This is a genomic window from Oceanispirochaeta sp. M1 (genome assembly GCF_003346715.1).
Lineage (GTDB): Bacteria > Spirochaetota > Spirochaetia > DSM-2461 > DSM-2461 > Oceanispirochaeta.
The window spans coordinates 1-24471 of the sequence record NZ_QQPQ01000032.1 but is presented as its reverse complement, the minus strand read 5'-3'; the positions used below and the strand labels follow the sequence as shown (position 1 = coordinate 24471).

Below are 24471 nucleotides of genomic sequence, written 5' to 3'. Positions count from 1 at the left end.
ATGAGAGTTGAGTATATCAATCCTTTTGTTGAAGCTGCATTCAACATTATCAAGGAAGTACTTCAAACTGAAGTAAACAGAGATGAGCTTTATCTTAAAAAATCAACACAGCCGGTGTTGGGTGTCGCAGCGATAGTAGGACTAGCCGGAGATGTAGAAGGACGAGTGCTGATTGATATGTCTCAAGAGACAGCAATCAAGATTGCTTCTACAATGAACGGTGAAGAGCTGACTGAAATGGATGAGCTGGTAAAAGCTACGATTACAGAGCTTGCAAATATGGTTACAGCCCAGGCTGTAACTAAATTGCATGATCTAGGTTTTAAATTTGACCTGACACCTCCGGCAATTATTACCGGTGAAAATATGCAGGTTTCTGATATCAATGTTGAAGCACTTATTGTTCCACTGGGACTGCCTCATGGTAAAGTCGAAATCAATGTGGCCATAAGAGAGCGATTAGGAGTCTAAGATGAAAACAACAAGTGATTTTCCCTCAATAAACGAAAGAGTCCCGGAAGGACAAAGTGGTGACGGTAGGTCTATCAAGGTTCTTGTTGTAGACGATTCCATGTTTGTTACAAAACAGATCAGCCAGATTCTGACATCAGAAGGTTTTGAAATTGTAGGTACAGCATCGGATGGTGCCGAGGGTGTTGAAAAGTATAAAGAACTTTACCCCGAAGTTGATCTGGTAACAATGGATATTACAATGCCACGTATGGACGGTGTAACAGCTCTTGAAAAGATCATTGAGTTTGATAAAGATGCTAATGTCATTATGGTAAGTGCCCTTGGAAAACAGGATCTGGTGAAGAAATCTCTTATGATCGGAGCCAAGAATTATATTGTAAAACCACTGGACCGTAAAAAGGTTCTCGAACGGGTTGTCAGCGCTATAAAATAATTTAGCAACGGTTATTGACAATTCTGTCAATAACCGTAAAATGATGATTCCCAAGGGGGGCTAGCTCAGTTGGTTAGAGTACATGCTCGACATGCATGGTGTCGGCGGTTCGAGTCCGCCGCTCCCCATAAAAAAGAGATCCGATATTTCGGATCTCTTTTTTTTATTATAAATCCAGTACTTGATCCAAATTATAATTCAACCCAGAGTTCATAGACACAACCATTGTCGTTATAGATCTTAAGCTCACCGTTACGCTGTTCCACAAGGGTATTGATAATCTTGAAACCAAGAGACTCATTTTTTGCATCCTCAAGCTCAAGATCAATTCCTTTTCCATAATCCCTAAACTCTATATGCAGTAGGTCTGTGACTCCCTTCTGTTTTTCAACACGGCTCATACAGAAAAACTTTTTATTTTCATCTTCAATATTGTAGGCGTATTTCAGGGCATTCAGAATAATTTCATTCATGATCATACCCACTTGAATACATGTATTTGTTGAACAGATTATATCTGTAAAATCCATTTCTAAATTATCCGTATCTTCCTTGAGTATGGATTTCAAAAGATCCTGCAGATAATATTTAAGATTTATCCTTGAAAAGTCTTCAGACTTATAGAGCATCTGATGCACCATCGCAATTGTCTGAACCCGGGAAACTGCCTCTTTAAGATAATTCTTCAATTCATTTACTTCTGTACGGCTGCCCTGCAGATTTAAAAGGCTGATGATCATCTGAAGATTATTGTTCACCCTGTGATGAACTTCCTGCAAAAGAATATTTTTCTCTTCCACAAGTTTTTCCAGCTTGAGATTACTCTGATTAAGCCGTTCTGTACGGTTTTTAATCTGGGTCTCCAGCTCATCGCTCAGGTGCTTCAGACTTATTTCAGAATCCTTTAAGGCTGTTACTTCGGTCAGTGACAGGGTGAGCAGACTGTCGTTCTCAATTTCTACGGCATTGATATTTACCGAGAAAAAGGAGTGATTATGAAAGATGACTCCTTCTTTCATATGAGAGAGTGGAGGAATAAGAGACTTGATATTAATACCGTAGAACTGTGTCTCAGCAATACCTGACATTCTGATGGCGGAATCATTTGCAAAAAGTATCATTCCATTATCTCTAATCAAGAACAGAGGCTCTTTCAGTGTTGCCAAAACATTGTATTTGTTGAGTAGGATCTGAGTTTTAATACTGTTCTGAATATACAGGAGAGCTGAAAATCCGACAAAGGTAAGAGTCAGGGGAGTGAGCTCAAAATGATGTCTGTAATCCACCAGCCATTCTATAAAACTGACTGATATTGTAAAAAGTCCCATAAAGACGATGACCCAGCGCCCGCGCCCTCTTTGGAGCAGGGTTCTGGTCGGTTTATATACAAGCATCCCGATACCCAGGAAAATAGAGAAAAACATAAAGACTATTAATATATCAAAAAGTGGCTGAAGCTCCTTGGTCAGTCCATAATCTCCCGTAAAATGCTCAATATTCAACCATAACAGATGGTGTATGGGATTACTCAATACAAGTCCGATTACAATAATGGGATAAAGAAACATCAGTCTGTTTACTTTCTTATCAAAAATAGATTTATTATGCCTGATCTGGTAACAGAAGCTTAACCAGATAACAGGCAGAAAACCTGTTGCAAAATATTGAAGAGTATTAAAAAATATTTTAATTTCAAAAACAGGAGCAAAATACTCCATTAACTCTGAAATAAGCCACAGCCAGAACAGAAACATAAGGATGGTAGCTGTTTTGAATATCGGCTTTCCCCGTGAAAAGAAAAAAAGGAATGCTAATGAGAGTGTCAGACCGCTTGTTATGATATTCAGCAAAAAATATACTGTTGGAAAATAAATCATATTTAAAGGATATCATAGCCGCAAACAGATTTCAGTAAAATTTAATTCTATTGTGAAATAGAGTATAAAACCATTAAAATATAGTATTATAGATCTTTAAGGGAGTTATCATGCAGTCATTTGATCTTGGGAAAAAAGTATTTTTTCTATATCCGCCCCACGACTTTTCAAAAAATATTATTACAGGGCTTTTCAGAGAAGGTTTTGAGATTTACAAACTGAACAGTACAGTGTCTCTACTGAAAATACTCTCCGCCTATCCTGATTCCATACTCGTTATCAATACTGATTACCCCTATGAAGATGACGGATTCAGCACTTTTACCGATAAGATTCTTAAACAGGAAGAATTTAAAAATCTTATGGTCTATACAATTTTCAATGAGAGTGTAAGCTTCGCTGATAAGGTCAGGGATTATATTGCATTAAACAGGCCTGATGAGGAAGTTTATTCCGATTTGAACAGGATTCTCACAGAAGGAAACGCTCATGGTAAAAGAGAGTATGTCCGCTACGGCAATTTTGATAAGTATCTAAGCACAATCAGCTTTACTGTAGAAGGAAATGATTATTCTGAAGGGATGCATGATATTAGTCCCAAAGCCCTCTCATTTTCATCAGACAAGGATATGGAACATCTTGTGGGTAAGAGTTTTTCCGATATGAAACTGAAAGTGGGAGTCTATGAGATAACTGTTCATGGTAAAGTTGAACTGAGCAGAATGATCGGTGGCAAGAAAATCTATATTGCAGTTTTTGATCTTGATGAATCAGAGAAAGATAATATTTTTAATTTTATTTTCACATCCCTTGAAATGGGTATGGATGAGATCATTCAGAAAATGGGTGGAAATTGAATACCTGCAGAACTGATCAGTGCTGAAGCAATCAGCACTAGAACTAATATAAGGTCCTCTCCTGTTTCACATATAAAGCCGTATACATCACCTGTAAGGCCTCCAAGCTTCTTTGATATGTTATGACCCATTAAATAGACTGCAGCCGCGTGAATAAACAGTAGAGGCAGCATAAGAGTATTTTCTGATAACACATAAACAGCCAGAACTGTAATAATTCCCAGAGACATTTCACGAAGCCTCATATGCTCCTGAAAAAAGCGTCCCATCCCGTCTTTTCTTGCAGGTTTGAAAGAACGTATGACAATCAGCTGTCCCCAGCGGGCCGTGACAGGTACCAGCAGAATCAATGCCGGATCAATCAGATTAAGTTCATAACACAATGCTGTTTTCAGCAGCATTTGCAGCACAAGAGCCAGAGCGCCGAAGGCTCCGATATGACTGTCTTTCATGATCTCAAGCATTCGCTCCCGTTCACGCCTGCTTCCCAGGCCATCAATAGTATCTGAGAGTCCATCCAGATGAAGCCCTCCGGTGATAATGACCCAGGCAATGGTCTGCAGAAGAGCTGTTGTCACCCCGGAAAATATAAAAGCAGAAAAATATTGAACAGCCAGTAAGAGAAACCCGATAATCAGACCAACAAAGGGGAACATACCCGAAGCGCGGGAAACCTGAACAAGATCCTCATTCTCCTTCCAGGGAAGGGGCAGTGAGGTCATAAATCTAAGAGCATAAAAAAGTTTTGCAATCATATTAAAATCTCGGTAACACCCGCTTCAGCAAATGTGGCCATTTTGTAATAACAACTGAGAGCATTATCAATCAGGGGAAGAATCATTACGGCTCCTGTGCCCTCTCCCAGACGCATATTCAGATCTACAAGAGGGTCTATTTGATAAATCCTGCAGATTTCCGCAAAACCGTCTTCACCTGATTGATGAGAAAAGAAAAGATAGTCCTTTACTAAGGGGTTAAACTGCATTGCCAGCAGGGCTGAAGCACCGGAAATAAAACCGTCTACCAGAACAGCACAACCGTATACTGCGCCTGCCAGCATAACTCCGCACATAGCGGCAAGTTCAAAACCGCCGACAGCAGAGAGTATATCCATTGGATCTGCAGAATCAGGGTTGTGAAGCTTTAGTGTTTCAATGATAACCTGAGCTTTATGATCAACCCTGGCCCTTGGAAGACCTGCACCCGTACCGGTGATCTTATGTGGATCAATTCCTGTAAGGGCTGCATAAATAGCACTGGCTGATGTCGTATTACCAACACCCATTTCACCGCAGAGAAGAAGATTGCGACCGGCATTGATTTCAACCCGGGCAGCTTCAAAACCTGTACTCAAGGCCTGAAGGACCTGTTCTTCGGTCATTGCTCTTGTCCGTCGCATATTAGCTGTTCCCAGTGCAATGGGAGCCTGTATCACACGGGGATCCTCAACCTTATGAACCATACCAGTATTAAATACTTTTAATTCACAACCACAGCAGTCTGACAGAACAGAGATGGCTGCTCCGCCATTGAGAAAATTCATAACCATCTCCGCTGTAACCACCTGTTTTGAAGGGGAGACCCCTTCGGCTACGACACCATGGTCCGCAGCAAAACAGAGAATTGTTCTTTTATCAATGACCGGCTCCCGGGTCTTCTGTACCCCTCCGAGCCTGGTAATCAAAGTTTCAAGTTTTCCAAGGCTCTGAGGCGGTTTGGTCAGTGAATCCCAGCGCTTCTCTATATCCTTCATAATATTGGAATCAAGTGATGATATTGTTTTCAATAGATCTGACAACTCAGTCTTATTCATTATTTTAGCCTCTGAGCCAGTCCGGCAATTACATGATAAACCTCTGATGCTGAAGCCGCCAGTGTCTGATGAGATCTGCCGCAGAGTTCCTGAAATATCCGTCCGAGAAAGTTTGGCGAGACCAGCCCCTGTTCTACCAGGTTGGAAACGACAATGATTTCCCCGGGAAAATCGTCCAATGCTTTAATAAAATCTGAAACTCTGCGGGATATAAGTTCCTCGGCTTCAATCTGTTTAAAATCATCACCCAGTTCCATTAGAAGGTTTGTGAGCCACAGGGTCAGACAGTCAAAAAGAATGACATCTCCCTTTTTCGCCTGAAACTCAAGGATCTTTTCTGGTACAGACAGGGTTTCTTCCAGGGTGATCCAATTCTCCGGTCTTGATTCCCGGTGTCTTTTTATTCTGAGTTTCATCTCATCATCCCAGGCCTGAGCGCTTGCCAGGTATATGACCCGTCCATTATTTTTCAGAGCCAGTTCTGCAGCCGCATTTTCAGCATAGGCTGTTTTACCCGATTTGGCTCCTCCTAGAATTAATATCATTTTTTCAGATACTCCCTGATACTGCTGAGCAGTTTCCTATTATCTTTTTCAGTTCTTACACCTATTCTGATTGTATTTTTCAATTTAAATGAAGCACAGTCCCTTACAAGAATCAGATCCTTCCATAAATGTGCCTTTAAAGTTTCCATGTTATCTACATCTACCAAAAAAAAGTTTGAACAACTGTTATAAACCTTGAGTCCCATGGATTTAAGCTCATCCCTCATATGCTCCCTGCGTTGTGCTGTTTTTCCCCAGCTTTCCTGGAAGTAGGCAATTTCATCATAACTGGCGACTCCGGCATCCTGTGCAGGGGCGCTGATACTCCATTCAGGCTGCCATTTTTTTATTGTTTTGATCAGCCTTGATTCGGCCATTAAATAACCAAGCCTCAGACCGGGAATACTGAAATCCTTAGTCATAGAACGAAGCACAATAACATTGTCTCTCAGAGGGTTATAACGTTTTTCTGAAAGCACGAAACAGACATAGGCTTCATCCAGAATCATAATTGTTCCGCTTTTAATACAGGCTTGTCGGATTTTTTCAAAATTATCCTCTTCCATATAACGGCCTGTTGGATTATTAGGAGAGCAGAGCCAGAGTAGTGCGGGTTTTTCTTTTTTCAATGTAGAGATAATTTTTTCGGCCTCAATAAGAAAATCATCTGAATCATCCATATAAATCTCAATAATATTGGATGTTTTCAGCCTGCAGGCATCCTCATATTCACTGTAGGTCGGCTGTACAATGCATACCGCCTCGTTTTCTTTCATAAGTGAGGAGACAATTAAAAACATCCCCTGAGATGTACCGTTGACCACTAGAATTTCATCAGTATCAACATCATTGAATTCGGCAATCTTTTCTCTCAGGAGGCTGCAGGCAGAATCAGGATATCTGGTGATTCTAGACTCCCTGATAGCTTTTAAAACTGTTTCAGGCAGTGGTTCAGGATTAATGCTTACGCTGAAATCTATAACATCATCTGGATTGATTCCGTTTTCTCGTAATTCATAATAGTTCAGACCACCATGTTCAGAAGCCATAATCCCCCCTTAAATATTGCCAGTAGAAGTAAAAGTGTCAGTAACAGGGATAATAATGTAATCCCTAGAGATATATCTATCTTTCCCGGACCGGGCAGCTCTTCATCGCCGCCCAGTGTATATTCATTCTTTTTTTCAAGCCTTACTGAAATGGCTCCCGACATGGCAGACATGGTCCATCCAGCATTGGGACTTGCTGTGTTATTCCTGTCCCTTACAAGATATTTCCAGCTTTTTCTTCCGGACGCACCTGGATATAAAAAAGATGCACTTACAATCATAAGAGCTGTTAATCGGGCTGGAATCCAGTTCAGCAGACTGTCACACCATGCTGTAAACTTTCCTCCCCACTCAAATTCCTCATTTCTATAAGCTATCATGGCATCTGAAGTGTTGATAAAACGATAGGCCCAGCAGCCGGGAAGTCCGGCTGCCAAAAAGAAAAAGATGGGAGAAGTAAAACTGTCAGTTATGTTTTCAGAAACAGATTCAATAACACAGGAGCTTATCTCCTCAGGACTTAAATTATCAGTATTTCTGCTTACCAGATGATATGAAGTCAGTCGTCGGGCCTCGTTAAGATTGCCCTCGACAAGCTGATCCCGTATTTCTCGGGCACTTCTGAATAGATATTTTAGTGAAAAAGAGACCTTAAGGAGGGGGATGCTGATCAGGAACAATATAAGATGATTCTCTGATGGGAGAATTCTGATCAAAAGGAACGGGACTCCTCCAAAAATGAAAATTCCGCTGATAACAATCAGGAAACCCCAGAGAAATTCACCTGTTTTTGCTGTGAAAGGTTTAATTTTCCAGCTTCCGGAAATAAACTTTCCCATCCATACCGTTGGGTGAATAAAGGAAGGGGGCTCCGAAAAAAGGAAATCCCATAAAATAGCTGCTGCAATAATCAATTCTGACATAATTTCTTATATCATTAATTATGAAAAGTTCATTGTTTTTTCTTATGATTAATTGGAAGAAATCGTATATGTAGTCTGGTTAAGTTTATTTATTATGTTTGATTATATTTTCCTATACATGTACTATGTAATTGTGTAAGAAATCTACTATTTCACAGTACATGCTAAAATATGAATAAAGACGATATAAAAAAACTTGAGACCCTAAGCTCCAAAGAACTCATTTCTCTTGTCCTTTCGCTAAACGAAGAGCGGGAAACAATGGTCATCCAACTGGGAGACCTTGCGACTGGGCTGACAAATCTTAAAAAAGAAAACAGTGATCTCCAGAAAAGGGTTGTCTTGAATCATAAAACCGGTCTTCCAAATCATGTTCAGGCCAATGAAGATATCAATCTGCTTCTTGATAAGAGAGTGGAAGAAAATAATATGAATCCCATGGCTTTCATTCTTCTTAAACTGAATGAAAGTTTTGAAGCAATTAACAAAGCCCTTAAGCCGTCCATCAGTGAGTGGGTTCTATATCAGATAGGAGTTCGGCTTATAGAAATCAGCGGTATGGAAAATGTTGTTTATCATACACGTGAAGATGAATTTCTTATCATATACCAGGATATTGGTGATGAGAGCCGTCTGCATATGTTTCTTCAGCTTCTGAATGAGGAACTCAAACGACCACATATCTTTTCAGGATATAACTTAACCATAGATACGAGTTGCGGGGTTTCCATCTATCCTAAGCATGGACTTGATAGAAATACTCTGCTTCATAACTCCGATATTGCATTAAGCTATGCTTTCAAGCAGAAACTCAGCTACACCATATATACTGAAGAGATCAGCGATCTGGTTATCCAGAAGATGGAACTGCAGAACAGCATCATCAAGGCCCTGGAAGTACAGGCTATTAAAGAAATTGATAAGCAGTTCTATCTTAATTTTCAACCGATTATTACAATTGATGTCAGTGAAAACAGCTTTAAGGTTATTGATGTCAAAGCTGAATCCCTGATCCGCTGGAATCATCCTGAAAAAGGGGGAATCAATCCTGATGATTTTATTCCCCTTGCAGAGGAGACCGGGCTTATCATCCCATTGGGGAACTGGGTTCTTTTCAGTGCTGCCAGACAGCTACAGAAATGGCAGGAATCAGAAGCTAAAGATGTTCAGATTTCAGTCAATGTTTCTCCCCGTCAGTTTTATAATCCTGAGCTTGTGGAAACAATAGAGAGGATGACAGACAATTATGATCTTGATCCTTCCCAGCTGAAAATAGAGCTGACAGAAAACAGTCTGATTGACAATCCAATAAATGCAATTGAAAAATTGAATCAGCTTAGAGAGGCTGGTTTTCATATTTCCCTCGATGATTTCGGAACTGGTTACTCTTCTCTCAACTACCTGAAAGATCTTCCCGTGGATACAGTTAAAATTGATAAATCCTTTGTCAGCAAAATTACTGAAAATAATCTGGACCACTCCATACTTAAGGGAATCCTCTACTTTATTAATGAACTTAATCTGGATCTGATTGTTGAAGGAGTTGAAACTCTTGAACAGCTTAAGATTCTTGTTGAACTGGGCTGTAGAACATTCCAGGGATTCTATTTCTCAAAAGCTCTTTCGGATACAGAGTTTATAAAATACAGAGATCAGATCTTAAATAAAGAGTTCTCTGTGAGCGCCTGGAAAGAGAAGTCCTGACCGTCCTTTATACCTTTCAGCCTATTACATCCAATCAAAGATCAGTTTAAAGTTAATAATTCAATAATAAACCCGGCATTTTGCTTATTAATTCATGTATTCATGATGTTAATAGTATTTCAGAGGATATAATAGATCATAAGGAGAGTACCCTGATGGCACTCATAAAGGACATACACCCGGATGTTTTGGAACATCTGCAGCTGCTTGCGGAAAAATATGGAGAGCCGGGAGACAAGTATATAAAATCTCTCAGCCGTGCCTGGCATAAAAAAGAGAAAATTTTTATGAAACAGGTAAAAACTTACCATATGACCATCGAAACAGAGATCAGAAAAGATGAAAGAAGGGCCTTTATTCTCCTTACATTTTCAGGATCTATTCTGGGTGCCGGTCCTGCTTCCGAGGATGGTTCAAGACAGATAATTTATGCCAGTATAGGAGAGAGAAAAGATGTACCGGAAAAGCTTCTTGAAGACAACATGATACTAAAAAGTGCTGTCAAACTTGATAAAGAAGCATCCTTTTCCGGCGGGTCTTTTAAAAGAAGTTCTCCCGTATATAAGATCGCTCTTATGAACAGCGGCCCCGCCGCCAGTCAGACTAAACAGCTTGAAGACGCTACAAGGATCATGACAAAAGAGTTTGTAAGTATTAACAACACAATCATACCGGACTGAAATGAAAAAAGAATTATTCAGAATAGCCAATGCAAAAGGACCAGACTCAGTACAGCTTATTATGGAACAGCTGCAGGCCGTTCAGGAAAGTATTGAAAATCAGGATTCTTTTATCCGGCCGCGGGATATAGAAAACAGACCTGGAGGTCTACTCTTTCTACATCAGGAAATACCCCTCATAGTTCTTCCCGACCTGCATGCCAGAAAGGACTTCCTCTATTCTCTGCTTATGAAAGAGACAGATGATGGAACAGTACTTGAACGCCTGGAAGAAGGATCTTTGCAGATTCTTTGTGTGGGAGACGGATTTCATGCCGAAAGACGTGCATATAAGAGATGGCAGAAGGCTCTGAGTGAATACAGAACTAATTTCAGAAAGCATAAAAACATGGATCAGGAAATGGCTGAAAGCCTGGGATTGATGCAGATGATAATGCTTCTGAAAACAAACTGTCCCGATCATTTCTTTTTCCTTAAAGGAAATCATGAAAATATTCTTAATGAAGAGGGACGGGGTAATCATCCATTCGGAAAATTTGTTTATGAGGGTGAAATGGTCAGATCATGGACAGAAAAGTTTATGGGTCCGGATTTCATGTATGATTATGCAGAATATGAACATTCCCTTCCGTTTATGGCCCTGGGCAAGGAACTGATTATCTCTCATGCCGAACCTGAAAGCTATTATCATCCTGAGGAAATAATTAATATTTATGATAATAACAGTGTTAAGCTGGGACTGACCTGGACTGCCAATGATCAGGCTGAAGAGGGGAGTGTTGAAGAAATCCTTGAGGATTACTCTACCAGATTCAACCGTGACTTTGCATACTGTGTCGGCGGGCACAGAACGATTAAGTCTCTTTACAGACTGAGAGCCTCAGGAAAATATATCCAGATACATAACCCCGACAGACATGTCGTTTTATATACAGATCAATCTACAGATTTCGATCCGGAACTGAATATTGTTGATCTGCAACAGATTAGGAGGCTTCCTTTATGAGCCGTATACCTACAAAGATAGGGAAATATCAGATTCAGGAAAAAATTGCAGAAGGCGGAATGGGGGCTGTTTTCAAGGGAACCCATCCCACATTGGAAAAACCTGTTGTTCTGAAAAAACTGACGTTCAGCTCCAATGAGCACCTGATTGAAAGATTCAGGCGCGAAGCCAAAATAATGATGGAATTCAGCAATGAAAATATTGTGAGAGTTTATGATCATTTCAAGAATGCCTCGGCCTATTATATCGTTCAGGAACTGGTAGATGGAAAATCTGTAGATCTGATTCTGAAAAAAGAGAGATATCTCCGTTATGATGAAGCAATCTACATTTTCTATAATGCCTGCAAAGCCCTGGATTATGCACACAGAAATCAGGTAGTTCACAGAGATATCAAACCGGCGAATATTCTACTGTCAAAAACCGGCGAGATCAAACTTGTGGACTTCGGTATCGCCCAGTCTGAAGAAGAGGATGATTCTCTTACAAAAGAGGGGATGGCCCTGGGGACCCCCTCGTACATGGCTCCTGAGCAGTATGATGACTCACGAAATGTAACATTCAAGGCTGATATCTATTCTCTGGGAATCATGCTCTATGAAATGGTAACCGGTAAAAAACCGTATCCCGGAAAAATGACACCCGAGACTCTCTTTAAAATCCAGAAAGGTAAGTATACGGCTGTCAGAAAAGCAAATCCCTCTCTTCCCAGATCCATCAACTGGTTTATTCGAAAATCAGTTCAGTCCAATCCAAAAAAGAGAGCAGATTCGGTTGCCCTTATCCTGAAGAAGCTTGAAAAATGGTACAAGAACTCCGACATTGAAGGGATAAAAGAGGATCTGATATTACTGGTCAATGATAAAGAGAGACGTCCTGCTGGAAGCAGCAAAAACCGATCTATAAAGAAGGGGATTCTGATCCCTCTGTCGATCATTGCGATTCTCGGGATAGCAGGATTTACACTGTACAGCCTTGGATATCATTACAGAACAATATATGCAGACAGCTATGGTGGATTCTATCTGAAGCAGGAGATATATTCACCGGAATATTATCCTGATGAATACAATTTTGAAACAAGTGTATTTCCCGATGAAGAAGGGAGAATAGGTGACAGTATACTGAGTACCTTTCGCTACAAGGCATCTAAAGAGCGGGAAGACGGTTCAATTATTATTGAATCTCCCAGGACCTTTCTCCCTACCGGTGCTTACTGGATCAAGACCACAACAGCATCCAGGGTCTATTGGCAGAATATATTTATCAAGCCCTTCAACAGTCGGGGATTTCTGATAAAACCGGGAGCCCTGGATATTCTGATGCTTGATCTTCCCTCATCAACTCCTGAAGAGCTCAAAGTCAGCCTGAATGTCAGGAGCCGATCAGACGGGGCGGACCTTAACAGTAAAGCTGCGATATCAGTTGAAATCAATAATAGTTATATTCCAATAGAGGAACTGGAAACTCCCCTTATCACGGGGAGAGCCTATAACTTCAGAATAAGTGCTGAAGGGTATTATCCTCTGACCTATGACCTGGGACTGAAAAAACATCAGGATGAACTACATCTTGAAACAAGACTGATTCCTTTAGAGGGCTTTTTAAGACTTAAAAGTACTGATTCTCTTAAGGAAGATGGACTGAAAGTACTGATCAACGGACAGAGCACAGTCCCATCGGGAGGAATCGTATCCCAGATGATGAATACCTCTCTATTAAAAAATCTTAAATCTCTTCCCCTGACACCCGGAGTATATGAGCTGGAGTTTATTAAGGGAAAAATCAGGAGCAGCTCCGAAGTGACAATCATATCAGGAGAAGAGAAAGTACTGATAATTGAATTAAAAACTGAAAATGATAAAACCAGGGAAATCCTGGTTGAGGAGTAAATCATGAATTCCAGTGGAAGATATATTGTTTCACTATGCATGGGACTGACGGCGGCCATTCTCGGCTGGTCTGTTCTTGAACTGATACTGTCCCTGCAGGAGAGTTTCCCGTCTTATACGGTACTGCTTCTTGCCACAGGTGGTCTCAGTACTGCAGCAATGACTGCAGTAATAGCATCTATTGAGGGAATACTTCATAAGAACAGCTCTAAGATAAATAGAGAGTGGACTATGGGTCTCGTCTGGGGCTTCGCGGGAGGAATGATCGGAGCCATAGCCGGACAGTTCTTTTTTAATCTGATCCTGCCGGACTCCGTTCTGCCCGAATCCTATAGAAATTCATATTTTGCCGCCCGTATTATCAGCTGGGCCATTATGGGAATGTTTATAGGTACAGCAGAAGGGCTTAGAGCCCGGTCAAGTCAGAAAATACAGGCTGGAATTATTGCCGGTCTTACAGGCGGAATTGCCGGTGGTGCAATTGTTGAGGGAGCCATGCTCTTTTTTCCTGCCGACAGCTGGCTCAAACTTCCCGGATTTATGATTATGACAATGGGAACAGCTCTTTTAACAATCCTGATTGAAGTTAAAACATCACCCGGTGTATTCCGGGTACTCAATGGAACCAGCAAGGGTCGTAAATATCTGATCAATCAGAAAAGGACAAGAATGGGGAGCCATCCAGGCTGTGACATAAGCATTTCCGGAAGTGATAAAGTTCCCGGTATTGCTGTATCACTGAAGCGTAAAGGTATGGAGATAATATTGCAGGCTGAGAATAATTTCAGAGTTCTTGTTAATGATGATTATGTAGAGAACTGCAGTCTGAAATATGATGATGTGATAAAAATCGGAAACAGTAAGTTCCTCTATGAGGTAAGACAATGAAAAAAATAATTACACTCCTCAGTCTTGTTTTATTTTTAATTCCCCTCTATTCCCAGCAGAATATCTCTGTCACAGGTGTGGACAGCAGTGAAATGCTTGTAAACGGGAATATCCACATATATGTGTCTCTTGAGGATAGCTCTGAGCTTCAAGTGAATGAAATGCCTGAATTGAATGATTTTTCACTTTTTGAAAAAGAAAGATCCTCGGAAGACTGGATAACTGAAGATCTCATTGATCTGCAGTTCAACGGGGTCAATCAGGATCAGATTTCATTCACTCTGCTGCTGGATAATTCAGGAAGCATGTACGATACCCTCTCTGCAAAACCCACAGATAAAAAGGATGAGCAGAGAATCCATTTTGTTTTGAAAGCTTTGCAGGATCTATTTTCAGCCACAACTGACTATAAAGACAATATCTCTATTGTCAGTTTCAATACGAATATTGAGACCCTCACATCTTTTACCGACAGCCGTACAAAGCTTCTTTCATCCCTTGACGGAATAATCCGTCCAACAGCCGAAGACTCATACACAGAACTTTACAGAGCCATGAAAACAGCGTCTGATCAACTGAGTATGCGAAAGGGCCGTAAGGTTCTGATTCTTCTCTCAGATGGAGAAAACTATACTTACAGTGAAAATCGAAAGGAGCCTCATCCTTTGTTTGGAAATGAGCTGCTGGAACTCCGCGATCTTGAGAAAGAGATGCAGAAGAGAGGGATCACTCTCTATACAATCCATTACGCAAGAGACAGCGACAGTGACCTTACAGCCCTCAGCAGAAAAACAGGAGGACTATCTTATACAGCCTCATCAAGAAATGAACTCCTCACAGCATACAAGGAAATTCACAGCCGGATAAACAACGAATTCAGGTTGAGCTACAAACCCGGTGTAAGCGCTGCAAGAGAACGCAGCATAAAAGTTTCACTGGGAGACCGGGAAAGCAGTTCGGAATTCACCTTCCTATGGGAGATATTCTGGGGACTGTCCCCGACACTGCCGTGGTGGGTCTACTGTATACTCTCAGCCCTTGCAGTTCTTCTTGTTTTTATCATTCACAGAACGCCCTTTGAAAAAATCTATAGTTTTCCACACCTGGAAGTGCTGGCAGCTGATGACTCAGATAAAACAGTCATACAGATCAGTCACGATAAAACCATGATAGCCGTAAGCCGGGATCAAACACAGATTATGGACGAATCTGAATTTGAGAATAAGGACAGTGATGAGACTGGTATAACAATTATTAAGGACTCCGACGGGAAATATCAGTTGAAGGCAGATCATGAAATAATGGTTAATAACAAGACTGTGATTAACCGTGAACTGGAAGCAGGTGATGTAATCCGCAGCGAAGGAACTATGATCATTTTTGATGAGCCAGCTGAAGATTGATAATGCAGCTCAAGTGGATCTTGTCATTACAAGCTAATTCCGATATGATCCACTTCACACATCACAAGAGAAGGAATATACAATGGGACAGAGAGGCGAAATCTTTACTTTAAAACGTTTTGTTGAAGACGGGGGTCTAACCTATTTTTTTAATGTAAAGGAAAACCGTTATGGAGATCTTTTTCTTAATCTGGTAGAGAGTAAAAAAAAGGATGACCGGTTTGTCCGCTTTTCACTGATTGTATATTCTGAAGATTATGCTAAATTCAGCGAAATACTTGAAACTGCCGTTACAAAACTCAAAGCTGAGGTTCCTGACTGGGAACATGAACTTAAAACAGGTTCCGGTAAGAGAAAATACAAATTTACAGTCAAGGCAGCAAAAAACAGGGAACTGTATCTCATAGTTTCAGAAAGCCGTGTCGGTTCTGATGAAAATTATGAAAATGTTTCAATCAGGGTCTTTAAAAGGAACCTGGATGTTTTCCTTGAAGGTTATGACCAGGCTGCTTCTCATATGAAAAGAGCTTAAAAGAACACTTACTTACATTTAACCCGCCATAAGGCGGGTTTTTATTATAAATAAGTCCTGACCAAATTTTCAGCATGTGATATATTTAAGTGTTATCAACAAACCCTTAAACAACTGGAGGATATGTGTTTCTTAAACGCATTGAACTGATGGGCTTCAAGTCTTTTGCAGACAGAACCCAAATTGATTTCACCGACGGAATAACAGCACTCCTGGGGCCAAACGGCTGCGGGAAAAGTAATATAGTAGACGCAATGAAATGGGTACTGGGTGAACAGTCTACAAAAAATATGCGTGCCGAGAAGATGGAGGATGTTATCTTCAATGGTACGGATGCCCGTAAAGCCCTCAATGTGGCAGAAGTTACATTGGTTATTTCCAACGAGGAAAACTATCTTGATCTCGACCTTGCAGAAATTTCCATTAAAAGAAGACTCTACAGAAATGGAGACAGCGAATACTTTGTCAACAATACTCTGGTGAAGCTCCGTGAACTGAAAGAGATCTTTTATGATACAGGAATAGGCAAATCCGCTTATTCGATCATGGAACAGGGTAAAATTGATCAGGTTCTATCAAATAAACCCGAAGAAAGACGATATCTCTTCGAAGAAGCCGCCGGTATCACCCGTTTCAAGATGAAGGGCAGTGAAGCCGAAAGAAAACTGAAACGGACAGAAGAAAATATGGTCCAGGTTGAAAATATCCTCAGCGAAGTTCGCAAGAATTATGAAACTCTCAGAAAACAGTCTGAAAAAACTCTTGTATACAGACAGCTGCGTGAAGAGCTCTCCTCAATTGATATAGACCTGCAACTCCTGCGCTTCAGTCAGCTCACAGAACAGCAGGAAAAGAAAGATAGTCAGAAAAACAGCGAACTTGAAAAGAAGCAACAGATTGAAGGAGAAATACTCCAGCTCAATGGAAATCTGGCCAGCAATCTTGATGCCGTCAATTCAATGGAGAATGAACTGATTGAAGACCAGAAACAACTTTACGGACTTGATCTGGAAAAAGAGAATCTGGCTGACAGAATCAAAATGTTCAATGAACAGCAGACTGAGCTGGATAAGCAGCATCAGGGACTCGCTCAGAAAGAGAAAGACCTTCTCGACAAAAAAGAGGGCCTTCAGAAAGAAGAAAGAACCAGAAAAGACTCTCTTCAGGGATTTCGGGATCAACTGAAAGACCTGGAAAATAATATCATTAACTTTGAAAGGAATATTAAATCCGCCGAAACGGGGATTGATGAGAATAACCGCATCATCAAAGAGACTGAAGAAAGAATAGTGCAGGGTGAGAAAGACAGAGAAAGCCTTCAGCTTAAACTCAGAAATCTGACTGACAATATTGTACATCAGCTTGATCAGGGACTCAAGGATTCCGGTTTTTCAATAAAGAAGAAAAAAGAACTTGAAGAGAATGTTGTATCTAAACTCAAGACTGTTCAGATTCAGCTGGAAGGTAAAATAAGACTTTTTGATGATTCCTCACGTGTGGGACATGGAAAAGACGATTCTGAAATATGGGATTCGGGTGTACAGATTCTGAAAGATTTTCAGGCAGGTCTGGTCTCTTTAGAAGAATCCATTCATAAGCTGGCTGATGCTCTTCCTGATTTCCTTGAGGAATTTCTTGCTCCCAGCGGTATTATCAGTAAAAAAAGAGACATCGATGATGAACTTGAATCTATAACACTGAATCTTAAAAAATTCAGGGAGACTGTTCAGAATAAAACCGAAGAATCCAGACAGCTCAACAGCAAAATTCAGCAATTCAGAAATACACTTGAAGAACTCAGGGTAAACAAGGCCCGCATGGCCACTCAGATTACTGCTATTGAAGATGGTATTGCCGCTCTTCAGAAAGAGATACGGGGCATAGAAGAGCAGATAGGTGTCAATCTCGATGAAATTAAAAGAGTCAAAGAGAGGGGCAAAGAGATTCTGAACAAAATCACGGCTTCTCAGAATCAGATGAACGCTCATGATGAGTCAAAAAAGGAACTTCTAAAAAAACTTAAAAATCTTGAAAAATCAATACAGAGCAGAACAAAAGATGTCAGCGGAGAAGAGGGTGCTCTTAAAAAGAAAAACAGCGACCTCCAGAAACTGCTGCTGAATCTTGAAAAAGTCAGTCTTGAACATCAGCATATCTCTACAGATCTTCAGGATCTCTGCCAGAATTTCATTGAAAATAACTCTTCGGATATAAAAAATTATCTTGATCGGCTGCCCGGTCTTAATAAAAACCGGCAGGATATGAAAAAAGACTATTCCACAACACGGGACAAACTGAGAGCCCTGGGACAAGTCAACCTGATGGCTCCCGAGGAATTTTCTGAAGTCAAAGAACGCTATGATTTTCTGAATAATCAACTGGAAGACCTTCGAACCGCAAAAGATCATCTGAGACAGGTTACCAGTGAAATAAAAAAAGAGTCTGCCGCTCTGTTCCAGAAGACATACAATGAAATAAAAAAGAATTTCAATGATGTTTTCAGAAGAATGTTCGGTGGAGGCCGGGCTGAACTGAAACTTCTTGATCCGGAAAATATCCTTGAATCTGGAATTGAAATTTATGCTCAGCCTCCCGGTAAGAAACTGGAGAACATTTCTTTGTTGTCAGGTGGAGAACGTTCCCTGACTGGAGTAGCCCTCCTTTTTGCCACATACAAAGTTAAACCTTCACCATTCTGTATCCTTGATGAAATTGATGCAGCACTGGATGAAGCAAATATTCAGCGTTTTATCAATGTGCTGATGGACTTTGGTGCTGAATCACAGTTTATTGTCATCACACATAATAAGAAAACTGTAACAGGTGCCAAGACACTGCTGGGTATAACCATGCAGGAGTCTGGAGTATCCAAACTGATAGCCATGAAGATAGGAGAATCTGCCAATGAAGCTTCCTAAGTTTCTCAGTTCAATCAATAAGAAAGTCTTTCTCATAATCGGAGGATCAACACTCCTTCTGATTTTTGTGATTGTTGGAATTCTTGTCCTGAGAGATTATATGGAAGACCAATCTGTGAATGCCATGGAACAGAGGAAAATGGCCTACGATACGGCCAGACTTAATCAGACAACACAGATAAGAAACCGCAGTGAACTGCTTTATCCCGAGGTTATTGAGGAGCTTGATCTCTCAATGGATCTTTATAGAAATAAAAACTTTAAATGGACTGAAGAAGAAGTATCCAGACTCTGGATCGAACCGGATGCCTCGGATATTGATTACTTTACTGAAGCCAATCATAAACTGGTATGGGATATTCTCAAAAATGCACCATAAGAACAGACTCTCCTTTCTACTCATCTGCTTTATTCTGTTATTCTCCTGTAAAACAACCGAGGAAGCTCCTGAGCAGACTCAAAGTGATTCAACAGAAGAAACAACAGCTGATGTCCCGCAAGGCTCTGAGGGCCAACAACAGGCTGATATATCTCCTGATACGGTATCTGATGATTCATCAGAATTTATAGAGGAACCTGAACAGGAACCAGAATGGGAAGAGAATCTGGAAGATGAGGAGACTACTCATAAAAGCATACCTCCAAGAGGCGGAATGAAATCCAGACCTGTTCCTCCGGAAGAGCTTGTTCCCGATGAACAGCCAGAGAAAATAGAATACACAGAGTCAGAACCTGAGACGGTGGAAACATCAGAAGATATTCCCGATATAGTATTTCCTTTGGAGCCTGTAATAACTGAGACCGTTGTAATTGAGAAAGAGTTGCCGGCAGCTCCTGAAACAGATATAACCGACGGTCTTATGGAATATAATAAGACTGAAAATAAAGTCATAAATGATGAACTGCCGTCAGAAATGGATGAAATTCTCTCAAATCCTCTTCTCCCTCTTGTAATTAAGGCGGACAAAGATGAGGAGAGACCTAACAGTAGAATAGAAGAACCGGTTATTGTTGTAGAAGAAGTGACAGTGGAAAACACAGAACCTGTTCCATTAATTGCAGCAGATGAGAGTCCGGAACCTGTAAGGGAAGAAGCTGTACCGGCTCCTGCATCAGTTGCAGAAAATACTCCCATAAGTGAAAGTGATTATAATCTCAGTACAGATTCATCAGGAAAATTGATAATTAATCTGCAGGGGACCGGCTGGGTCTTCCTTTCCAGCAGCGGCAGTTCTGAACTGAAACTTCGTGATAAATCATACGACCCCGCCTCAGGAAGAACCCGTTTTGCATTCACTGTGAAGAACAGCGGTGAATATAATGCAGATCTTGTCTTTATGAAGCAGGATTTGCTGAAAGGCGAATCTGAACAGAAAGTTTTAAGCATAGATAAAAGTAATAGCCCTGAAAGGACGGGAGCTGCAGAACGTAACAGCAATGTAGAAGAAGAGACTCCCCCTACTGTAACTGATCTTAAACCGGAACAAATAGAAACTGACGGTGATGCTGCAATAAATACAGCTCCTGGTGATCAGGAAGCAGTTTCATCCGTGGAATCTGAAGTGATTGCCCTCCCCGTTGAAGAATCTGTAGCAGAAGTAAAAGAACTTCCTGTGGATCTTAATCAGCTGGCTGCTGCTGAACTGTATCAACTGGCCCTGAGCTATGAAAAACCGGGGACAGGTCAGTCACTTGAAACTGCCATGGAGCTGTACCTTATGATTAAAAGAGAGTTCCCTGTGACAGAAGAGCGCTTTAAGGCTGAATCCAGAATCAGATACCTGAATAAGCATTATTTTAAAGTACAGTGATAAATGATTTTATTTCTATTTTCATTACTCAGAAATATGTCTTCAACTGTTGACAGAAGCTCAGAATATCTGTATAAAAACTGGATAGTTAATGAAGGTTTGAAATAAAATATGCTTGAAAAATTAACAGAGAAATTTTCTGATCTGTCCAGACAGCTTTCCGGACAGGCAAAAATCTCAGACAAAAATATTGAAGATGCAGTCAATGAAATTAAATTGGCGCTTCTTGATGCTGATGTAAACGTCAGGGTTGTACGCCGGTTTGTGAACAGCACTATCGAAGAAGCACGGGGTGAAAAGGTATTAAAAGCCGTAGATCCCAGCCAGATGTTCATAAAACTGGTTTATGATCGAATGGTCAGTCTTCTGGGAGACAGTAAACAGGATTTGGAGCTTAAAGGTCCCGATACTGTGTCTTCTATTCTGTTTCTGGGACTTAACGGTGCCGGTAAAACGACTACAGCGGCAAAATTGGCCAGCCGCCTTAAGTCAGAAGGCAGACGACCCTTACTGGTTGCCTGTGACCTTGCAAGACCTGCAGCTGTTCAGCAGCTAAAGGTACTTGGAGAACAGATCGGGGTAGAAGTTTACGCAGAAGATGCGAAAAACCCTGTAAAAGTGGCCAAAAATGCGCTTAAACACGCTAAAAAGTTTCAGTTTAATACAGTAATCTTTGATACTGCCGGACGTCTTCAGATTGATGCTGACTTGATGAAGCAGATCCGTGAGATTAAAGATGCTGTTAAACCTGATGAGACAATTCTTGTTGCCGATGCAATGACAGGGCAGAGTGCCGTTGATATTGCGAAGACGTTTGATGAAGAACTGGATCTCACAGGTGTTATATTAAGTAAATTTGACTCCGATACACGCGGTGGTGCGGCTCTATCCCTCAAGAGCATCACAGGAAAAGCAATTAAGTATATCGGAGTCGGTGAAAAGATAGAGAATCTTGAACCTTTCTATCCTGAGAGAATCGCCTCCCGAATTTTGGGAATGGGTGATATTGTATCTCTGGTTGAAAAGGCTCAGGAGACAGCCTCTGAAGAAGAAGCTCTGGAACTTCAGAAGAAGATGGCCTCGGCCACTTTCAATCTTGAAGATTATCTGGATCAGTTTCAACGGATGCGGAAGATGGGCAGTGTTCAGTCCCTCGTCGGCATGCTTCCCGGATTGGCAGGGAAGGTTAATGAAGACGATATTGATGAAGCTGCATTGAAGCGCGAAGAGGCGATCATTCTCTCGATGACTTTTAAGGAAAGGAGAAATCACCGGATTATCGGTCCACCACGTAAAAGGCGTATTGCCCTGGGTAGCGGATCGACTGTGGCTGATGTTAACCGCCTTATCAAGAATTTTGAGAAAATGAGGCTGATGATGAAAAAAATCAGCAAAAATAAGAAATACCAGGCTCAGCTGATGCAGCAGTTTGGTGGAATGTCTTAAACAGTAGGAGAATAATAGTGGTTAAGATTAGATTAAAAAGAATGGGAGCTAAAAGGCGTCCCTATTACAGAATAGTAGTTATGGATTCCAGATCACCCAGAGACGGAAGAACTATTGAAGAACTGGGTTACTATCATCCTGTTGAAGCTGAAGACAAACAGGTAAAGTTTAAAGAAGATAAAGTTCGTGAATGGCTTGAAAAGGGTGCACAGCCCACTTTGACTGTTCGTAAACTTCTGAACAAGAATAACTTCTTTATTAAATAGTTCCTGGAGCTGACATGGAAAAAGACTTAGTAGAATTTATAGCAAAATCTCTCGTAGATGACTCAGACAGTGTCATGGTGAATATGATTGAGGGTGAAAAATCTACAATCATTGAACTTAAAGTTGCCGATGACGACATTGGTAAAGTCATAGGTAAACACGGACGCATTGCGAAAGCAGTCCGAACAATCCTCTCTGCTTCTGCCAACAAGACAGGCAAGCGGTTTGTGCTGGAAATTCTGGACTAATGTTAGCAGAAATAGCCATTGGCCGGGTTCGAAAGACTCACGGTATTAAGGGCTATCTTAAAATCATGAGTTATTCAGGTGAATATGATCATTTCTATGATTTGACTCTGATCACCCTGAAAAACAAAGAAAGAACCCGTAGTTTTGAGATCGAGAAAGTAATTCCCCTTGGTGGTGAAGTGCTTATAAAGCTCAAAGGGGTTGATAATCCGGAAGACGGCAAGCTGCTGAGCGGCTGGGATATTTGGGTTCCCCGCACACTGGCGTCAAAGCTTGAAGACGGAGAATTCTATCTTGCTGATCTGGCGGGTAGTGAACTGATACTGGAAGGAAAGTCGGTAGGAAAGATTCGTACCATACTTAATTCCGCATCGGATGATCTGCTTGAAGTTGATACTGAAGAAGGTAGCAAACTTGTTCCCTTCAATTCGGTATTTATCGGAAAGATTGATACGGATAAGAAAACTGTAGAATTGCTTGAAGGCTGGATTTTAGATTGAAATTCACAATTTTGACTTTGTTTCCTGAAATAGTGGAAGCATTTTTCAGCAGTTCTATCATGAAGAAGGCCGTAGATAAGGGTTTGATTGAGTACAATCTGGTAAACATCAGGGATTTTGCTTTAGATAAGCACAGAACCTGTGATGATGCACCGTATGGCGGGGGTGCGGGTATGGTCCTTAAGACTGAACCTCTTGCTCTTGCCCTTGATTCTGTAAAAGCATCGGATATTCGGACAGTATTTCCTACTCCTTCAGGAGTTAGTTATACACAGAAGATTGCCGACGAGCTGTCACAGGAGAAAGAGATAGTACTCATATGCGGCCGGTATGAGGGCATTGACCAAAGGATCATTGATCTATATGTTGATGATGAAGTTTGCATTGGAGATTATGTTATATCCTCCGGTGAAATTGCATCATTGGTAGTCATTGACAGCATTTACCGGCTTTGTGACGGGGTAATAACCCAGGAATCTCTGAAAGAAGAAAGTTTTCAGGGAAAACTTCTGGAATACCCTCATTACACAAGACCCGAGGTGTTCAGGGACATTAAAGTTCCAGACATTTTACTATCCGGACATCATGCTAAAATTGTAAAATGGCGGCATGAAAGACGTTTGGAAAAAACTATTAAAAACCGTCCGGATTTACTGGATGAAGTAGAATTTGACAGGAGGATGAAGTAATGGATATTATTCGCGCTGTTGAAGCTGAACAGTTAAAGGATAACGCTGAGAACTTCAGAATTGGTGATACCATCAAGGTACACTTTAAGATTATCGAAGGTAAAAACGAAAGAATTCAGATTTATGAAGGACTCGTTATTGCATTGAACAATACAGGAATCAACAGAACAGTTACTGTTCGTAAGATTTCCTATGGTGTCGGAGTGGAGAGAATTTTCCCCATTCACTCACCTAAAATTGAAAAAATTGATGTAATTAGATGTGGAAAAGTAAGACGTTCCAAGCTCTACTATATCCGTGACAGAGTTGGTAAAGCCGCTAAGGTTAAAGAGTTGATTAAGAGAAAATCTGCAACTAAAGCCAACTAATCATTTTTCAGTTAATGAAGGAGCTGTTGCAAAAGTAAAATTGCAGCAGCTCTTTTTTTGGTCCACAATCCTTTCCTGAATATTCTTATGTTAAATCTATAAACAGCACCTTAGTTTGCCCCTGTGTCACCAAGTTTTATCATTATCAG

Annotated in this window: 25 protein-coding genes and 1 tRNA gene; 20 read left to right on the top strand and 6 right to left on the bottom strand. The window is 40.8% G+C overall.

Annotated features, from left to right (window positions below):
• The 3 genes from DV872_RS19190 to DV872_RS19180 all read left to right on the top strand — a co-directional run bounded on the left by DV872_RS19190 (position 1) and on the right by DV872_RS19180 (position 1035).
• Positions 1-471, top strand: coding sequence for a chemotaxis protein CheX (locus DV872_RS19190; protein ID WP_114631579.1), 471 nt, complete (start codon positions 1-3; stop codon positions 469-471).
• Position 472: 1 nt separating this feature from the next.
• Positions 473-907, top strand: coding sequence for a response regulator (locus DV872_RS19185; RefSeq protein WP_114631578.1), 435 nt, complete (start codon positions 473-475; stop codon positions 905-907).
• A 54-nt stretch (positions 908-961) separates the two neighbouring features.
• A tRNA-Val gene (locus DV872_RS19180) sits at positions 962-1035 on the top strand.
• A 63-nt stretch (positions 1036-1098) separates the two neighbouring features.
• On the opposite strand, the gene DV872_RS19175 is transcribed toward DV872_RS19180, so the two are convergent.
• Entirely contained in the window at positions 1099-2784 is a 1686-nt protein-coding gene (locus DV872_RS19175; protein WP_114631577.1) for a histidine kinase dimerization/phosphoacceptor domain -containing protein, read from the bottom strand.
• 110 nt (positions 2785-2894) lie between these two features.
• Between DV872_RS19175 and DV872_RS19170 the strand changes: the two genes are divergently transcribed.
• Positions 2895-3641, top strand: a complete 747-nt coding sequence (locus tag DV872_RS19170; protein ID WP_114631576.1) for a hypothetical protein — start codon at positions 2895-2897, stop codon at positions 3639-3641.
• Here DV872_RS19170 and cobS read toward each other — a convergent pair.
• Genes cobS through cbiB form a run of 5 tightly spaced genes read right to left on the bottom strand, consistent with a single transcriptional unit; the run spans position 3620 to position 7971 of the window.
• Positions 3620-4396 carry an adenosylcobinamide-GDP ribazoletransferase gene (gene cobS / locus DV872_RS19165; RefSeq protein ID WP_114631575.1) on the bottom strand — a complete coding sequence of 259 codons (777 nt, stop codon included), beginning with the start codon at positions 4394-4396 and terminating at the stop codon, positions 3620-3622. The two genes, DV872_RS19170 and cobS, sit on opposite strands and share 22 nt — an antisense overlap.
• Positions 4393-5454: a nicotinate-nucleotide--dimethylbenzimidazole phosphoribosyltransferase gene (cobT, locus tag DV872_RS19160; protein WP_114631574.1), complete on the bottom strand. Its 1062-nt coding sequence runs from the start codon at positions 5452-5454 to the stop codon at positions 4393-4395. Before cobT ends, cobS begins: the two co-directional genes overlap by 4 nt.
• Entirely contained in the window at positions 5454-5999 is a 546-nt protein-coding gene (cobU, locus tag DV872_RS19155) for a bifunctional adenosylcobinamide kinase/adenosylcobinamide-phosphate guanylyltransferase (RefSeq protein ID WP_114631573.1), read from the bottom strand. Before cobU ends, cobT begins: the two co-directional genes overlap by 1 nt.
• Entirely contained in the window at positions 5996-7048 is a 1053-nt protein-coding gene (locus tag DV872_RS19150; protein WP_114631572.1) for a histidinol-phosphate transaminase, read from the bottom strand. The genes cobU and DV872_RS19150 overlap by 4 nt, the downstream gene beginning before the upstream one ends.
• Positions 7024-7971, bottom strand: a complete 948-nt coding sequence (gene cbiB, locus DV872_RS19145) for an adenosylcobinamide-phosphate synthase CbiB (protein WP_114631571.1) — start codon at positions 7969-7971, stop codon at positions 7024-7026. The genes DV872_RS19150 and cbiB overlap by 25 nt, the downstream gene beginning before the upstream one ends.
• 171 nt (positions 7972-8142) lie before the next feature.
• On the opposite strand from cbiB, the gene DV872_RS19140 reads away from it, so the two are divergent.
• From DV872_RS19140 to rplS, 16 genes are all read left to right on the top strand, one after another.
• A complete protein-coding gene (locus tag DV872_RS19140; RefSeq protein WP_114631570.1) occupies positions 8143-9675 on the top strand; it encodes a bifunctional diguanylate cyclase/phosphodiesterase in 1533 nt (510 codons plus the stop codon).
• Between the two features lie 155 nt (positions 9676-9830).
• Positions 9831-10355 carry a hypothetical protein gene (locus DV872_RS19135; RefSeq protein ID WP_114631569.1) on the top strand — a complete coding sequence of 175 codons (525 nt, stop codon included), beginning with the start codon at positions 9831-9833 and terminating at the stop codon, positions 10353-10355.
• A gap of 1 nt (position 10356) precedes the next feature.
• A complete protein-coding gene (locus tag DV872_RS19130; RefSeq protein WP_114631568.1) occupies positions 10357-11361 on the top strand; it encodes a metallophosphoesterase in 1005 nt (334 codons plus the stop codon).
• Positions 11358-13253: a serine/threonine-protein kinase gene (locus DV872_RS19125; protein WP_114631567.1), complete on the top strand. Its 1896-nt coding sequence runs from the start codon at positions 11358-11360 to the stop codon at positions 13251-13253. The genes DV872_RS19130 and DV872_RS19125 overlap by 4 nt, the downstream gene beginning before the upstream one ends.
• 3 nt (positions 13254-13256) lie before the next feature.
• Positions 13257-14141, top strand: coding sequence for an FHA domain-containing protein (locus tag DV872_RS19120; RefSeq protein WP_114631566.1), 885 nt, complete (start codon positions 13257-13259; stop codon positions 14139-14141).
• On the top strand, positions 14138-15544 hold the full coding sequence (locus tag DV872_RS19115) for a VWA domain-containing protein (RefSeq protein ID WP_114631565.1): 1407 nt from the start codon (positions 14138-14140) through the stop codon (positions 15542-15544). The genes DV872_RS19120 and DV872_RS19115 overlap by 4 nt, the downstream gene beginning before the upstream one ends.
• An 82-nt stretch (positions 15545-15626) precedes the next feature.
• Positions 15627-16076, top strand: coding sequence for a DUF3276 family protein (locus DV872_RS19110; protein ID WP_114631564.1), 450 nt, complete (start codon positions 15627-15629; stop codon positions 16074-16076).
• Positions 16077-16201: 125 nt separating this feature from the next.
• Positions 16202-18994: a chromosome segregation SMC family protein gene (locus DV872_RS19105; protein ID WP_114631563.1), complete on the top strand. Its 2793-nt coding sequence runs from the start codon at positions 16202-16204 to the stop codon at positions 18992-18994.
• Entirely contained in the window at positions 18981-19373 is a 393-nt protein-coding gene (locus tag DV872_RS19100; RefSeq protein ID WP_114631562.1) for a hypothetical protein, read from the top strand. Before DV872_RS19105 ends, DV872_RS19100 begins: the two co-directional genes overlap by 14 nt.
• Positions 19363-20805 (top strand): hypothetical protein, encoded by a 1443-nt coding sequence (locus DV872_RS19095; protein ID WP_114631561.1) that lies wholly within the window; start codon positions 19363-19365, stop codon positions 20803-20805. Before DV872_RS19100 ends, DV872_RS19095 begins: the two co-directional genes overlap by 11 nt.
• 111 nt (positions 20806-20916) lie before the next feature.
• On the top strand, positions 20917-22251 hold the full coding sequence (gene ffh, locus DV872_RS19090) for a signal recognition particle protein (protein WP_114631560.1): 1335 nt from the start codon (positions 20917-20919) through the stop codon (positions 22249-22251).
• Positions 22252-22265: 14 nt separating this feature from the next.
• Positions 22266-22517: a 30S ribosomal protein S16 gene (gene rpsP / locus DV872_RS19085; RefSeq protein WP_114631559.1), complete on the top strand. Its 252-nt coding sequence runs from the start codon at positions 22266-22268 to the stop codon at positions 22515-22517.
• Between the two features lie 14 nt (positions 22518-22531).
• Positions 22532-22765, top strand: coding sequence for a KH domain-containing protein (locus DV872_RS19080; protein ID WP_114631558.1), 234 nt, complete (start codon positions 22532-22534; stop codon positions 22763-22765).
• Entirely contained in the window at positions 22765-23265 is a 501-nt protein-coding gene (gene rimM, locus DV872_RS19075; RefSeq protein ID WP_114631557.1) for a ribosome maturation factor RimM, read from the top strand. Before DV872_RS19080 ends, rimM begins: the two co-directional genes overlap by 1 nt.
• Positions 23262-23954 (top strand): tRNA (guanosine(37)-N1)-methyltransferase TrmD, encoded by a 693-nt coding sequence (gene trmD / locus DV872_RS19070; protein WP_114631556.1) that lies wholly within the window; start codon positions 23262-23264, stop codon positions 23952-23954. Before rimM ends, trmD begins: the two co-directional genes overlap by 4 nt.
• On the top strand, positions 23954-24322 hold the full coding sequence (gene rplS, locus DV872_RS19065) for a 50S ribosomal protein L19 (RefSeq protein WP_114631555.1): 369 nt from the start codon (positions 23954-23956) through the stop codon (positions 24320-24322). The genes trmD and rplS overlap by 1 nt, the downstream gene beginning before the upstream one ends.
• Positions 24323-24471: the final 149 nt, after the last annotated feature.